Genomic DNA, 14,876 nt, shown 5'->3' with positions numbered 1-14,876 from the left:
CGGTTCAAATCGGGAAAGCGGCCAGCGCGCAATAGCATGATCCGGGCTGCTGCCCAGCGATTTTCCGCACAATGATGCCCTGGCAAGCAGCGCATCGGCCGATCAACGTGCGCCGGCGCCGGCCATCGCCGAAATCTCGGCCATATCCGCATCCGACAGCTCGAAATCGAAGATGTCGATGTTCTCCTGGAGCCGCTCGAGCTTCGAGGTGCGCGGGATCGCGGACACATTCTGTTGCACCAGCCAGCGCAGGCAGATTTGGGCCGCCGTCTTGCGATAGCGGTCGCCGATCCGCGCCAGCGCGCGGTCGCCCTTGACCCGCCCTTTCGCGATCGGACTGTAGGCGACGAACGCCATGCCATGGCGCACGCAGGCCTCGATCACATCGGCCTGGGCGACATAGGGATGGTACTGGACCTGATCGCAGGCGAGCGGCTCGGGGCACGCCGCCACCGCCTCCTCGATCAGCGGCACATTGAAGTTCGAAACGCCGATATGCCGCGCCAGTCCCGCTTGCTTGACCCGCGCCAATGCGCCGAGCGTCTCGGCCAGCGGCACTTGCGGATTGGGCCAATGCAGCAACAGCAGATCGACCTCGGTCAGGCGCAGCCGCGCCAGGCTCTCTTTGGCGGAGCGCTCGAGATCCTTCGCCATGAAATGCGTGGTCCAGATCTTGGTGGTGACGAACACGTCGTCGCGCTTGATGCCGGAGGCGCGCAGCCCCTCGCCGACCTCGCGCTCATTGTCGTAAATCTGAGCAGTGTCGATGTGCCGGTAGCCGAGCCGCAGCGCCTGCTCGACGATGCGCGCGCAGGTCCGCCCGCGCAACTCCCATGTGCCGAGCCCGATCGCGGGGATTTTGGCGCCGTTGCCTTCGACGACATTCATGTGCCCATTATGCGCGCCTGGCGGAGGCCTGCCAACTCACGTATCGGTTCCGCCGGTGACGGTGACCACGGTTCACCGCTCCGGCTGGTAACCGTCGGTCAATGTCTTCAGGAAGGCGATGATGTCCGCTTCGTCCTGCGACGTCATTGCCGGCGTCTCGCCGGGATGGCGCTCGAACGGCGGATCGCTGACGTCGACATTGCCGTGATATTTCTCCGGCAGGTCGTCGTATTTCTGCACCGTTCCGCTGGCGGTGCGCGGAAACACCTTCTCCGGATTGGTATCGCGGAAATTATAGAAGTCGAGCACCTGCTCGAGGCTGGTGAAGACGCCGTTGTGGAAGAATGCGCGGCGCGTTGCGGTGTTGCGCAGGGTCGGCGTCAGAAACATTCCGCAATATTGCGTCTGCTCGGCGATGTCGGTGCGATACGGGCCGCAGACCCCGAGATCGAAATGATCGGGATCGCGGTTGCCGGCGAGCGCGGCGTTGCGCGGCGCGCCGAGCGCTTCGTACTGATGGTCGGTGAACAGCGGCGGCAGCCCGTCGCGGGTCGTCTGCGAGGTGTGGCAGCCGCCGCAATTGGCTTTCTCCGGATCGTTGAAGAGTTGCAGGCCACGCAGCTCGCTCTCGCTGAGCCGCGCCCTGCCCTCCAGCCAGTAGTCGAACTTGCTGGTGTAGGGATGGAAGCTCGGCTCCTCGACCTGATAGCGCGCAACCGCGAACATCGCCTCGGCGACCAACAGCCGCGTATTGTCGAAAACGCCGGCGCCGAACAGTTCGGCAAAGCGCGAGGCGTAGCTCGCCTGGCGCAGCTTCTGCGCCACCACCTCGATGCTGCCGCCGTCCATCTCGTTGGGATCGAGCAGCGGGAAGAGCGCCTGATCCTGCAGCGTATCGGCGCGGCCGTCCCAGAACAGCCCACCCTGCGGCACGATGTTGACCGCAGACGCGGCCGTGCCGGTCGCAACCTTCCTGGCGCGCACGGCCTGCTGGCCGGCTGCGGCCAGTTGCGCGAAGTCGACGACGTTGTCGTCCTCGTCCTTCTCCGGACCGATGCTGAAATTCGGTTGGCGCTCGAGATAGGTCAGGCCGGGAACGGCCCGCGTGCCTTGCCGGGATTGCGTCGGCCCGCCGAGCATGACCGGCCCATCATTGGGCGGACCATAGGCGTGGTCCGGGCTGTGACAGGATGCGCATGACAATGCGCCCGACGACGACAGCGAGGCGTCGAAGAAGATCATCTGACCAAGCTGCGCCATGCCGGACAGCGGAGCGACCGGCGGACGCCTGAGCTGCACCGGGTTCGGATTTGTCCCCGGCAGCCGCTCGGTCTCGACAGCCGCAACGGCGCCGGCCATGCAGAGCAGGCCGGCGCCGAGAAGCCACAACATGCGGCCGTTCATATGACGTCCAGTAATCCCAAGGGCGCTAGTCCCGGAGCGTTAGTGATGGTGGTGCTCGTCGGGCGGGCTGACGATGACGGTGCCGGCGGTCGGATCGAGGAACAGCGTATCCTGCCGGTACTCGTGATCCTGGCCATGGCCGCGATCGAAGTCGAACAGGTCCGCGATCGATTCGACGCTGTCGTCGAACGAGCCGCCGCCGAGACGCTGGCCATGCAGCCAGTTGTCCTCGATGAAGCGCACCACGGAGGCCTGCGAGATCAGCGTGTGGCTGACGTAGTTCCGCTTGGCGAACGGCGAGATGACGATGAACGGGGTACGCGTACCCGGTCCGCAGCGGCCGTTGACCGGCTTGCCTTCGAGGCCCTTCGGCTGGGTCTGCTTGCCGATGCCGCGGCCGCACTGGCCGGGACCGTTGACCTGGTCGGCGGTCGGATCATACGAGGCGCTGATCGGCGCGAGGTACTGATGGTCGTACCAGCCGTCCGAGTCGTCATAGGTGATGATGACCGCGGTCTCGCCCCACTCCTTCTGCTTCTGCAGGAAATTGATCAGCTCGACATTGCCCGCCTGCTCGTCGAGCGGATCGGAGTTGCCGGGATGACCGTCCTGATAGGCCGGCATCTTGATGTAGGAGACGGCCGGGAAATTGCCGGCCTTCACCGAGGCATAGAAGTCCTCGAGATCGTAGGCATGGTTGGCCGGGTCGACCGTCTTGCTGCCGGGCACGTAGGTGTGGCCGATGGCGTTCACCGAGCTCGGCCGCGCATGGGTCGGATTGGCGGTCGACTTGTAGTACTGGAACCAGGCGTGGTGCGGGATGTAGTCCACGACGGTGCCGTTGACGTTGCTCGAGAAGGTGCTGCGGGCGCAGCTGGTGGTGCCGTTGGCGTTCTTCAGCGTCAGGTCGAAGCCGCCCATGAAGCTGCCCCAGCTGATCTGCTCGGCGTTGAGCAGGTCGCCGATGTTCTTGCTGGTCATCAGGACCTGGCTGGTCGTGCTCGAGCAGGAGTCGTAAGCCGGGTCGGTGTCGCCGATCAGCGTCAGGCCGCCCTGGCCGTCGGCGATCGACGATGAGGTGCCGACGATGTTCTGCGCGCCGTTGGTCTGGCCGGACACCACCTCGAGCGCGCCGGGCGTCGACGGACCGAACGTGTCGGTCCAGTTGTTGTCGCTCATCGCGAAGTTCTGCGCGTAATTCCAGAACGCAGTGACGGTGTTGCCGTCGAAATAGCCCATCACCTGGCCGTTGGTGCCGAACGCGCCGACCCCGCCGGCGGTGCCGCGACCGGTGAATTTCGGAAACAGGTCTTCCTTGCCGTTGTCGACCGCCTGCTGCTCGGGCGTATAGGCGTGGTTCTGCGACTTGGTGTTGGCCTGCGTGCGGTCGAGGCGGAACGGATTGGTCGCGCCGGTGCCGTTGGCCGGATTCAGGTTCGGATTGTTGGTCAGCAGATTGGCGGTGGCGAGGTTGTTGACCCGCGGCGTGTGCGGCTTCGCGACGAATGGGATCGACCCGGTCGGGTTGGCCGCATTCGGATAGGTCGCGAAATAATGATCGAACGAGCGGTTCTCGTTGAAGATCACGACGAGATGCTTGATCGGCGTTGCGGTGTGGATGTGGTGCGGATGATGATCATCGCCGTGATTGTCGTCCTGCGCCGCAGCGCCATACATAACCGCAGTCGCGGCGATCAGACAGACTCCGACCGTCGAAAGAAACTTGGCTTTCACGTAGTGCCCCATTTTTTAAGGATTTGTGACGTCGACCTGCGACAAGTTAGCCGCCGCCGATGACAGCTCTGTGTAAGTTTTTTGCGAGCAACACTTCGTCACAACGTTTCATCATCGCGCGTTTCGATTCACGCGTCGGTTGCAGCACTTGCGGTATTGGATTGATCTCTATCCCGACGATATGTGCATCGCGCGTCGATCCGCACCAGTGCGAGCGCGAGGCAATGGAGCGCCACGCATGGCGAGGACGGCAAATACGTGCCAGAGCTTTTCGAGCGAAGTGGATGCCGGTTCGCGTGAAAAAAGCAAGATTCTAGAGCCCCGTTCCGATTCTATCGGAAGGAAAGGCCCTAATCCTTCATCCCGGTAATCGAGGCACTCACCGCGCGCGGATCGCGCTGCGGCCAGCGGCCGCTTTCGACCTGCGCCAGGAATTCGCCGACGATGCGGTTGTATTCGTCGGGCTCCTCGATGTTGATGGCGTGACCGCAATTCGGCATCACGGCGAGCGCGGCCGACGGGATACTCTGCTTCATCAGGATGCCCGGCAGCAGGCACGGCCAGTCCTCGTCACCGGTGATGATCAGCGTCGGCACTGTGATGCGCTTCATCTCCTCGACCAGCGTGTAGAGTGAGGGGCGCTCCTTCTGCACGCCCTGCTGGGTGTTGGCCGACCCGACCGCCGAATGCTCGGCCAGCATGCGCTTGAACTCGGCATGGCCGCGCGGATCCTTGTTCTCGTACTGCACCCGCGTCGGCCCATAGGCATAGCGCTCGGCGAAGGCCGGCATGCCTTCTCTGAGGATCATGGCCGCGATCGCGTCGGCCTCGGCGCGGAACGTCTCGCGCCTGTCGAGCTCGGCGCCGTAGCCGCAGCCGCCGATGCACAGCGACAGCGCCCGATCAGGGTGACGCAATCCGAAATGCAACGTCGCGAAACCGCCCATCGAGAGGCCGACGATATGTGCCTGCGGCGCACCGATGTGGTCGAGCACGGCCAGGATGTCGTCGGCGGCGCGCGCCTGCGAATAGGAGGCGACCTGCTCGGGCACGTCAGACGGCGGAAAGCCGCGCGCGTTGTAGGCGATGGTGCGGAAGCGCTTGCCGAAATGCCGCATCTGCGGCTCGTAGCTGCGCAGGTCGCCGGCGAATTCGTGGACCAGGATCACCGGATGACCGGATCCGGTCTCCTCGAAATAGAGGCGTACGCCGTCATCGGTTGTCGCATAGGGCATGGTGGTCTCCTGCCTTCTGGTTCGCGTGTTACGGAATGGTCGCTCCTGCCGCCGGCCTGGTGCGCGCAAGGTACGTACCGTGCTGCTTGCTGCCGACCAGGGTGCCGTTGTCGACGACCACTTTGCCGCGCACCATGGTCAGCACCGGCCAGCCCGTGACCTCAAGGCCATCATAGGGTGTGTAGTCCGCGCCGTCGTGGATCAGCTCGTGGCGGATCGTCACCTTGCGCGTCGGGTCCCACAGCGCGATGTCGGCATCGGAGCCGATCGCAATGGTGCCCTTGCGCGGATACAGGCCGTAGATCTTGGCGTGATTGGTGGCGCTGAAGGCGACGAAGCTGTTGATGTCGATGCGGCCCTTCGCGACGCCTTCCGAGAACAGGATCGGCAGCCGCGTCGCCACGCCGGGGATGCCGTTCGGCACCCAGCGGAAGCTGGTGCGTCCCTTGGGCGCGAGCTTTCCTTTCGGGTCGTCGTAGCGGAACGGACAATGGTCCGACGAGAACACCGAGAACACCTTCTGCTGCAGTCCCTCCCAGCACGCCTGCTGGCTGGCGACGTCCCGCGGCGGCGGCGAGCAGACGTATTTGGCGCCTTCCATGTTGAGCTGGTCGAGATCCTTCTCGGTCAGCATCAAATACTGCGGGCAGGTCTCGCCCATCACCCGCAAGCCCCGCTGCTGCGCGCGGCGGATTTCCTCCATCGCCTCGCGGTTCGAGACATGCACGATCATGATCGGCACGTCGACCAGCTCGGACAACGAGATCGCGCGATGGGTGGCCTCGCGCTCGACCGGGATCGGCCGCGAGGTCGCATGGAAGCGCGGCGCGGTGTTGCCGGCGCGCTCCAGCCGGTCGGTCAGGAAGCGGATCGCGTCGAAATTCTCCGCATGCACCATCAGCATCGCGCCGGTCTCGCGCGCCACCGACATGGTCTCGAGCAGCTCGCGATCCGACAGCGCCAGCCCCTCATAGGTCATGAAGACTTTCAGCGAGGTGTAGCCGTCCTCGACCAGTGCCGGCAGCTCCTGGCCCAGCACGTGCTCGGTCGGATCGGTGACGATGAGGTGGAAGGCGACGTCGACATGGCATTCGCCTTCGGCCAGCGCATGGTAATGTTTCAGAGCCTCGCGCAAGGTCTGGCCCTTCTCCTGCAGGCAGAACGGCAGCACCGTGGTGTTGCCGCCGAACGCCGCCGAACGGGTGCCGGAGGCAAAGCCGTCGGCCATCACGATGCCGTCGCCCGACGGCTGAGCGAAATGCACGTGGCTGTCGATGCCGCCGGGCAGCACCAACCGGCCGGTCGCATCGATGACCGTGGCCGCACTGCCGAGATCATGGCCGAGCGCGGTGATCTTGCCGTCGCGGATTCCGACGTCGCAGGCAAAGCTGTCGGCAGCGGTGACCACGGTGCCGCCGCGGATGATGGTGTCGATGGACATCAGCGGGTCCCCTCTTTCGGTGAGCGATGTTCGATGATGGCGGCAAGCGGCTCGGCCAGCCCGATCGTCGGCTTCGGGTCGGGTCTGCGGAACGTGCCGGCGACCGCCTTGCGCGGCCTGAGCACGGCGAGCGTCTCCGCCTGGCGCACGGCGGCCGCGACCGGATCGACCACCGGCACCGGCACGCGATCACGGACCTTTGCCGCAAGCCCGGCGAGCGGCGCGCCGGACAGGATGACGACGTCGGCATTGTCCTGCGCGACCGCCTGGTTGGCGAGCGCGACCAGCAGCTCTTCCTTCTCGGCCTGCACCTCAGAAATCGACTGGAAGCCGCCATCGAGCGTGCGGATGCCGGCGCAGCGCGCGCTCAGCCCATGCATCGCAACGCATTCCTCGTACCAGGGCGCCAGCGCGCCGGCGAAGGTCACGATCGAGAACCGCCGTCCCAGCATGCAGGCAGTGAGCATCGCGGCTTCGGCAAGGCCGACGACCGGATAGGCAAACAGCTCGCGGGCGCCGAACAGGCCGGGATCGCCGAACGCGGCGATGATCGCGGCATCGATGCCGGCGCCGGCCTCGGCCAGCATCTCCAGCGCGATTGCGCCGCCGATCTGCGCCTCGGCGCGGGTCGCGATATAAGGCACGCCGCGCGTGGCGGTGACCGGCACGAGCTCGGTGCCGGGCGATGCCACCTTGCTGCCCGCGGCATGGAGCAGGTCCGTCACCGCTGCGGTCGTGTTGGGATTGAGCAGCAGGATCTTCATGACGCAGCTTTCTTCATCTTGCGGCCGCGCGGCTTCGCGGATGCGTCCGGCACGGCGGCGTCATCAGGTGTGTCGTCCAGCGTCTCGGCGACGATCTCGCCGGTGCGGCGGACGTGATGGGCCAGCATCTGCCCGGCTTGGGCTCCGTCACGCGCTTTCAGCGCGGCCAGAATGTCCTGATGCTCGCGCACCGATTCATCCCAGCGCCCGAGCACCGAGAGCGCAAAGAAGCGCGCCCGCTCGGCCCGCGCCAGCAGCGCCTCGTGCGTCGCTTTCAGCACCGCATTGCGGGCGAAGCCGACGATCGCCGAATGGATCTGCTGGTTGACCTGGAAATAGTCGCGCAGTTCGCCGCGGCCGTGATGCCATTCGATCTTGTCTTGTAGTGCATCGAGCCGCTCGAAATCGGCCTCCTCCATGCGCAGCGCGGCGAGCTCGGCGGCGCAGCGCTCGATGCCGCTGACCGCCTCGAACAATTCGGCCAGCTCGGCGCGGCGGAACGGCGCCACCACCGCGCTGTGGTTGAGCCTGAGCTCGACCAGGCCTTCGCTCGCCAATTGCTTCAGCGCTTCGCGCAGCGGCGTCCGCGAGATGCCGAGCGCGTCGGACAGGTCCGCCTCGCCCAGCGATTGTCCCGGCGCCAGCTCGCCGCGCACGATCATGCTGCGCAGCCGCACCGCCGCCTGCTCGTGCAGTCCGACCCGCGGCACGCGCAGGCGGCGCCGTTGCTGCGCCGTGATCGCGTGCTTGGGTTCCTTGCCACGTCTGGCCGGCTTGGCCTTGGTCTCGGCTTTGGTTTTGGCTTCAGTCACCGCACGCCTATATCGTCATCATTGTGTTCGGAGATCGCGGTCGCCGCGCGCAGATCGGGATTCGTGAACAGGCTGCCCCAGCCGTGCACGCGCGACGGATCGCAGCCGACAGCGGTGAGGCATCCCCACAGCGTCACCGCGATCGAATCCAGAACCGGCACGCCGAACTCGCGCTCCAGCCGCTCGGCGGCGCCCGCGCCGCGCATGTTGGTGCAGAGCACGACGGCGGCATCGCAGCCCTCGCGCACGACCTCCTCGATCAGCGCGGCCACCTTGGCTTCGCTGACCTCGGCAAAGGAGAAATTGTCCTGCAGCGACAAATGGCGCTCGGCAAAGCAATTGAGCCCCTCCGAATTCCAGTTGGCGATGATCTTGTCCTGCACGTCCTTGCGATACGGCGTCACCAGCCCAATGCGCCTGGCGCCGATCCGCCGCAGCAGATCGCGATAGGCCAGCACCGTGGTGCAGGCCTTGATACCCGTTGCCGCAGTGATCTGCTCGCACAGGCTCTCGTCGCGATCGAAGCCGAGCCAGCTTGCCGAGGTGCCGTTCCAGGCGATGACGTCGACCTTGGCGTGCGCAAGCAGTTCCGCTGCGCGAAGGATCTCGCTGGCGTCGAATTGGCGCAGCGCCGCCTCCGACAGCGCGATCTCCGTCACCTTGAAGCGCGCAAAATGCGCCGAGACGCCGTCGATACCTGCCAGCATCGCATAAGTGATCGGCTCGAGCGCGGTATTCGACGACGGCGTCAGCATGCCGAGCCGGACGGGACGTGTCATGGTTGCTTCCGTTGCTCGCTCCGTTCTAGACCGGGAGCTTGCGGCTGTAATCGATCAGGGTCGAGCAGATCAACAGCGCAATGCCCGCGGCGGCGAAATACATCAAGGCCAGGAAGTAGGAGCCGGTGGCCTGCACGATGAAGCCGACGATCAGGGGCGTGGTGATGCCGGCGATGTTGCCGCCGAGATTCATGCAGCCGCCGAGGAAGCCGGACTTGCCGCGGCCCGCCAGTGCCGACGGGATCGCCCAGTACATGCCGCACCAGCGCAGGAAGAACAGCGTCGTCGACAGCAGCACCACCACCGCGACCGCATTGGTGACGTAGGCGACCAGGAAGATCGACACCGTCGCCATGATCGCGGCGATGCCGAACAGGGTGCGGAACACGGTGTTGGGTGCCCCGCCCCGCTCCCGCCAGGTATCGCCGATCCAGCCGCCGACCAGCTCGCCGACGAAGCCTGAGAAGAAGATGATGAAGGAGGCGCCGCCGAGCGCCTTGATGTCGAAGCCGTGCACCTTGAACAGATAGGTCGGCATCCAGGTCAAGAGCCCATAGAAGGTGGTGTTGAAGAACATCCAGCCGAGACACATGCACCACACCGAGCGGAAGCGGAAATAGGCCATCCAGCTGGCGCCGGAGGACGGCGGCGTCGCCGCGTCCTCGATCGCATGCGCCTCCTCGAGGTAGCGCGCCTCGGCTTCGTTGACCGCGGGATGCTCGCGCGGCACGTTGCGGATGTAGTACCAGGCCCACAGCCCGCACAGCATGGTGCCGACGCCGGCGACGACGAAGGCGACCCGCCAGGAGCTGAACGCCGCCATCAGCCAGGCGATCACGATCGAGCCGAGCGCCGCACCGAGCGGCGCGCCGCCGTCCAGCAGCGTCGCGCCGCGGCCGCGCTCGGTCTGCGTCATCCAGATCGCGTTGAGCTTGCCGCCGGCCGGATAGATCGGCGCTTCCGAGGCGCCGAGCCCGAGCCGGGTCAGCAGCAGCAGCATCCAGCTGGTCGACAGGGCCGCCAGCGCTTGGAAGAAGCCCCAGAACAATGTCGCGAGCGCGATCACGATGCGCGGCTTGAAGCGATCGGCGAGCATGCCGCCCGGCACCTGCATCAGTGCGTAGGTCCAGAAGAACGAGCTCAGGATCAGGCCCTGCATCGCCGGATCGATATCGAACTCCTTGGCCATGACGGGCATTGCGACCGACAGCGACGCGCGATCGATATAGTTGATCGAGATCAGGAACAGCATCAGCAGGAAGATCTTCCAGCGCACGCCGGATGGCTTCGCCGCATCTGCCATTGCGATGGTGGACACCTGATCGCTCATTGCTCGCTCCTCATGGCAGATTGTTTCGCCGCTGGCGTCACCTCCGTAACCGAAGGTCACCGGCCCTCCTGCCCGGCGAGAAGTCTGCTTCAAGGCGGCTGGCGCCACAAGCACATTTTGTATTCTGCATACACTATATAATATCATATTGATATTATGAGATATTATTGATAAAGCGCTTCGTTATTGATCAGCCCGTGGCGAGGAATTGGGCGTGAGATAACCAGCCCGTAGCCCGCATGAGCGAAGCGATATGCGGGATCTGATTGCCCCGGATATCGCTTCGCTCATCCGGGCTACATGCCCCGACGGCTGCGTCCCAGGCTGTCGCCTGGGACGCATGTGCATGAACTAGCGGCGGATGAACGTCGCCACCACCGCGCTCGACGTGGCGCAGACCGCGACCACCAGGAACACCAGCGAGGTCTGGTTGTGCTTGTCCATGAAGTGGCCGATCATCGGCTCGCCGAGGCCGGCGAACAGATAGGCGAAGAAGTTCATCACGCCGGTCGCAGTCCCTGCCCGCTTGTGCCCGACCAGGTCCGGGCACAGCGCCCAGAACGAGGATTGCGGGCCGTAGGTGAAGAAGCCGCACAGGAACAGCACCGTCATGCCGAGAACGATTTCCGAGGTCGGGATCGCGTACATGCACAGCGAGGTGATCGCGGCGAGTGCCATGTAGAGCACGATGGCGAGGTAGCGGCGCGAGCCGAACACCTTGTCCGAGACCCAGCCATTGCTGAAGGCGCCGACCGCCATGCCGACCGGCAGCGCGATGCTGATCCAGCGCGGATCGATCACCGAGCTGGCGCCGGCCTTGGCCCAGTTGCTGCCGAGGAAGTGCACCGGCACCCACACCAGCAATCCGTAGCGCGCCGCGTTCTGGAAACCGATCGCGACGCCGGCGACCAGCAGGCGCCAGTTCGACAGCACCGCCTTGTAGCGCGCCAGCGAGCCCTCATTGGCGTCGACTGCGGCCTCGGTTGCAGCGACCTCGTCGCCCTCGTCATGCGGCGAGGCAAAGCCCATATCCTCGGGCTTCTCGCGCGCGATCAGATAGAACGCAATGCCGCCGAGCAGCAGCAGCACGACCGGGATGCGGAAGATCCAGCGCCAGTCGAGCTGGAAATAGCCGACCACGACCAGCGAGGTGACGAACGACAGCACCGAGGCCAGACCGGCCGCGAAGGTATAGAGTCCGTAGACCGTGCCGCGCTCGTGGCGGCCCCACCAGTTCGACAAGAGCCGGCTGCCCGGTGCCCATCCCATCGACTGGAAATAGCCGTTGATGCCCCAGAACGCGGTGAGGCTGACGATCCCGGTCGACAGCGAGGTCGCCCAGTTCATGATGAAGGAGAGGATCGCGCCTGCGCTCATCACCCGGCGGCCGCCGAACTTGTCGCCGAGATTGCCGTTGATGGCTTGGCCGACCGCGTAGCACCACAACAGCGCCGCGCTGGCCCAGCCCAGCGCCTCCTTGGTGACGCCGAACTCGGCCTGGATGCCGGGAATCGCGAACCCGAAGGTCTGCCGCCCGGTGTAGAAGAACAGATAGCAGAACATCGCCGCGAACAGCATGCGCCACTGCGCGCGCCGGAACGAGCTCGCAAGCTCCGGATTCTGCACCCCGACCGAGCCGACGCTCGACGGACTGAACGTGATCGACATTGAACCCTCCCCTGATTGATCGGTGATCGCAATCGGCCGCCGCGTTGTTGTTGTTGTCCGCGCGCGGCCCTCTACGCGCTGCTCTAGACCGGCCAGGGCAGCGAATAGGTCTTGACGTTGGTGAAGCTCTTGATCGCCTCCTGTACGCCTTCCTTGTAGCCAAGGCCGGAGTCCTTGATCCCGCCGAACGGCGACAGCTCGATCCGGTAGCCCGGCACTTCCCAGACATTGACGGTGCCGACATCGAGCTCGTTGACGAACCGCGTGATGTAGTCGAGCCGGTTGGTGCAGACGCCGGACGACAGGCCGAACGCGGTTGAATTCGAAATCCGGATCACGCTGTCGATATCGTTCGGCACGCGGATGATCGGAATGACAGGGCCGAAGGTCTCCTGCATCACCAGCTCGCTGGTGTAGGGAATCCGGTCGACCACGGTCGGCGGATACAGCGCGCCGTTGCGGTCGTTGCCGTGCAGCAGCTCGGCGCCGTCGGCGACCGCCGCATTGACGCGGCGCTCGAACTCCTTCGCCGCGCCCTCATGGATCACGGTGCCGACATCGACCGTCGGGTCCATCGGATCGCCGCACTTCAGCGTACGCGCCTTCTTCAGCACGAGCGCGGCGAAATCGTCCGCAACCGCCTCGACGCAGAGGATGCGCTTCACCGCCGTGCAGCGCTGGCCGGAATTCTTGGTCGCGCCGGTGACCGCAAGCTCCGCGGCCTTCTCGAGGTCTGCGTCCTCCATCACGATCAGGGGATCGTTGCCGCCGAGCTCGAGCACCAGGCGCTTGTAGCCGGCCTTGCTGGCGATGTGCTTGCCGACCCTGACCGAGCCGGTGAAGGTCACGAGGTCGGCGTCGGGATCTGATATCATCGCATCGCCCATCGACTGCGGATTGCCTGTCACCACCGACAGCATCTCGGGCGGCAGCCCCGCCTCATACAGCACGTCGGCGAGCGCGAGCGCGGTCAGCGGCGTCAGCTCGGTCGGCTTCAGCACCACGCGGTTGTTGGTCGCGATTGCGGGGGCGATCTTGTGGCTCACCATGTTGAGCGGATGGTTGAACGGCGTGATCGCCGAGATCGCGCCGAGCAGCGGCGTCCGGGTGGTGAAGATCTTGCGCGCCTTGCCCTGCGGGCTGATGTCGCAGGAAAACGTCTCGCCGTCGTCCTGGATCGCGAGCTGGCCCGCGAAGGAGTAGACGTCATAGGCGCGGCCGGCCTCGTACAGCGAGTCCTTCCAGCACAGCCCGGATTCGGCGGTGATCAGCCGCGCGAACTCTTCCTTGCGGCCGGCCAGGAGCTCGGCCGTGCGCAGCAGGATGCGCTGGCGCTCATAGCGCGTCAGCTTCGGCTTGAACGCGGCCGCCTTGGCAAACGCACTGCGGACATGCTCCGGCCGCGCTGCCGGCACGGTGCCCACCACCTTGTTGGTGTAGGGATTGAAGACCTCGACATGCTCGTCGGTGTCGACGAGCGTGCCTGCGATGCGCATCTGCTCGTGGCGGACGGCTGCGCTCTGGATGTTCATGATGGTGTCCTCTGGTCCTGGCGTCACTGGATGCGGTTGAGCGCGACGTCGAAGGCGTCGAAATTGCGCAAGGCGTGCCCTTCCGGCAGCGCGATCCTGCGGTTGGCGATCAGCGGCACCCGCTGCTCGGTCAGCCCGCCATGCGAACGCAGCGGCTCGGTCAGCCCCGAGAGATCGTGGCGGGATTCGCTGGTGCCGAGCACCTTGTGCTTGGTCGAGATCACGACGATGTCGCCGATCCGGTCCGGCGGCAGCTCGAACCGGGCACAGGCCTCCTTGCGCGTCAGCGCGATCTCGATGCCCTTGGTATCGCGCAGCCGCATCAGCAGCGTGCCGACGTCGGCACCGTCGGGCGTGTAGATCGTCGCGAACGAGCCGAGCGACCCGTGATGGGCGACATAGGGATCGGTGATCGGCAGGATCACCCGCGCGGCACCCGCACCGGTCCAGTCGTCCATCACGTCCTGGAGGTAGATCACGTCGGGCCTCCCGTCGGGCAAGAACTTGTCGTTCATGCCGTGGTCGGCGGTCGCCACGATGTTGCAGCCGAGCGCATCGAGCTCGGCAAGATAGCCGTCGATCATCGCGTAGAAGTCGTTGGCGATCCTGGTGCCGAGCCCGACCTTGTGCTGGATGTAGTCGGTGGTCGACAGATACATCAGATCGGGACGGTATCGCTCGACCAGCTTGACGCCGGCCGCGAACACGAAGCGTGACAGGTCGGCCGAATAGACCTCCGGCAACGGCAGGCCGACGAAGTCGAGCACATTGTCGATGCCGTTATTGGCCTTGGTGGCCTGATCGGCTTTCTCCGACGAGAAGGCAATCGCACGGCCGCTCGCATAGTCGAGCCCGTCGGCCAGCAAGGTGCGCAGCTTGTCCTTGGCGGTGACGGCGGCGACCTTGTAGCCGGCGTCATGAACCCCGGCCAGGATGGTCGGCGCGCGCAGGAATTTGGGATCGTTCATCATGACTTCGACATTGTTCGCCGTGTCGTAGAAGTAGTTGCCGGCGATGCCGTGCACCGCGGGCGGCCGTCCGGTGATGATCGAGAGGTTGTTCGGATTGGTGAAGCTCGGGATCACGCTGGCGGCATGGACATGCGCGCCCTCCCTCATGAAGCGCGCGAAGGTCGGCGCGACGCCGGCCTCGATTGCGCGCTCGATGTAGCCGGGCTCCGAACCGTCGAGGCAGATCACGACGGTTGGCCGCGTCGGCGCATCGTAGCGGCGCCCATTGACGGTGATGATTTTGCGATTTTCCTGGCGATCGTCTTGCATGAGTTATCT

The 14,876-nt window shown here is 65.2% G+C and carries 12 protein-coding genes; all 12 read right to left on the bottom strand.

Annotation, left to right across the window (positions count from 1 at the left end; genetic code table 11):
- Nucleotides 1-102: 102 nt before the first annotated feature.
- The 12 genes from ACVW17_RS24740 to phnA all read right to left on the bottom strand — a co-directional run bounded on the left by ACVW17_RS24740 (nt 103) and on the right by phnA (nt 14,867).
- Nucleotides 103-888 carry an aldo/keto reductase gene (locus tag ACVW17_RS24740; RefSeq protein ID WP_456754317.1) on the bottom strand — a complete coding sequence of 262 codons (786 nt, stop codon included), beginning with the start codon at nt 886-888 and terminating at the stop codon, nt 103-105.
- A gap of 72 nt (nt 889-960) precedes the next feature.
- Complete coding sequence (locus tag ACVW17_RS24735) at nt 961-2,280, bottom strand: cytochrome-c peroxidase (RefSeq protein ID WP_456754316.1); 1,320 nt, start codon at nt 2,278-2,280, stop codon at nt 961-963.
- Nucleotides 2,281-2,331: 51 nt separating this feature from the next.
- Nucleotides 2,332-3,969 (bottom strand): phospholipase C, encoded by a 1,638-nt coding sequence (locus tag ACVW17_RS24730; RefSeq protein ID WP_456798992.1) that lies wholly within the window; start codon nt 3,967-3,969, stop codon nt 2,332-2,334.
- A 407-nt stretch (nt 3,970-4,376) separates the two neighbouring features.
- Nucleotides 4,377-5,261, bottom strand: a complete 885-nt coding sequence (locus tag ACVW17_RS24725; RefSeq protein ID WP_456754315.1) for an alpha/beta fold hydrolase — start codon at nt 5,259-5,261, stop codon at nt 4,377-4,379.
- A gap of 28 nt (nt 5,262-5,289) precedes the next feature.
- Complete coding sequence (hydA, locus tag ACVW17_RS24720) at nt 5,290-6,702, bottom strand: dihydropyrimidinase (protein WP_456754314.1); 1,413 nt, start codon at nt 6,700-6,702, stop codon at nt 5,290-5,292.
- Nucleotides 6,702-7,466, bottom strand: coding sequence for an aspartate/glutamate racemase family protein (locus ACVW17_RS24715; protein ID WP_456754313.1), 765 nt, complete (start codon nt 7,464-7,466; stop codon nt 6,702-6,704). The genes hydA and ACVW17_RS24715 overlap by 1 nt, the downstream gene beginning before the upstream one ends.
- The gene (locus ACVW17_RS24710; RefSeq protein WP_456754312.1) at nt 7,463-8,278 is read right to left on the bottom strand and encodes a GntR family transcriptional regulator; all 816 of its coding nucleotides are present in this window, start codon (nt 8,276-8,278) and stop codon (nt 7,463-7,465) included. The genes ACVW17_RS24715 and ACVW17_RS24710 overlap by 4 nt, the downstream gene beginning before the upstream one ends.
- Nucleotides 8,275-9,057: a maleate cis-trans isomerase family protein gene (locus tag ACVW17_RS24705; RefSeq protein ID WP_456754311.1), complete on the bottom strand. Its 783-nt coding sequence runs from the start codon at nt 9,055-9,057 to the stop codon at nt 8,275-8,277. The genes ACVW17_RS24710 and ACVW17_RS24705 overlap by 4 nt, the downstream gene beginning before the upstream one ends.
- Before the next feature lie 25 nt (nt 9,058-9,082).
- Nucleotides 9,083-10,387, bottom strand: a complete 1,305-nt coding sequence (locus ACVW17_RS24700; protein WP_456754310.1) for an MFS transporter — start codon at nt 10,385-10,387, stop codon at nt 9,083-9,085.
- Between the two features lie 351 nt (nt 10,388-10,738).
- Nucleotides 10,739-12,055 (bottom strand): MFS transporter, encoded by a 1,317-nt coding sequence (locus ACVW17_RS24695; protein ID WP_456754309.1) that lies wholly within the window; start codon nt 12,053-12,055, stop codon nt 10,739-10,741.
- Nucleotides 12,056-12,138: 83 nt separating this feature from the next.
- A complete protein-coding gene (gene phnY, locus ACVW17_RS24690; protein ID WP_456754308.1) occupies nt 12,139-13,587 on the bottom strand; it encodes a phosphonoacetaldehyde dehydrogenase in 1,449 nt (482 codons plus the stop codon).
- A gap of 23 nt (nt 13,588-13,610) precedes the next feature.
- Nucleotides 13,611-14,867: a phosphonoacetate hydrolase gene (phnA, locus tag ACVW17_RS24685; protein WP_456754307.1), complete on the bottom strand. Its 1,257-nt coding sequence runs from the start codon at nt 14,865-14,867 to the stop codon at nt 13,611-13,613.
- Nucleotides 14,868-14,876 lie beyond the last annotated feature (9 nt).

It is taken from the genome of Bradyrhizobium sp. USDA 4473 (assembly GCF_054063335.1).
This window is presented reverse-complemented; position numbering and strand designations above follow the sequence as displayed.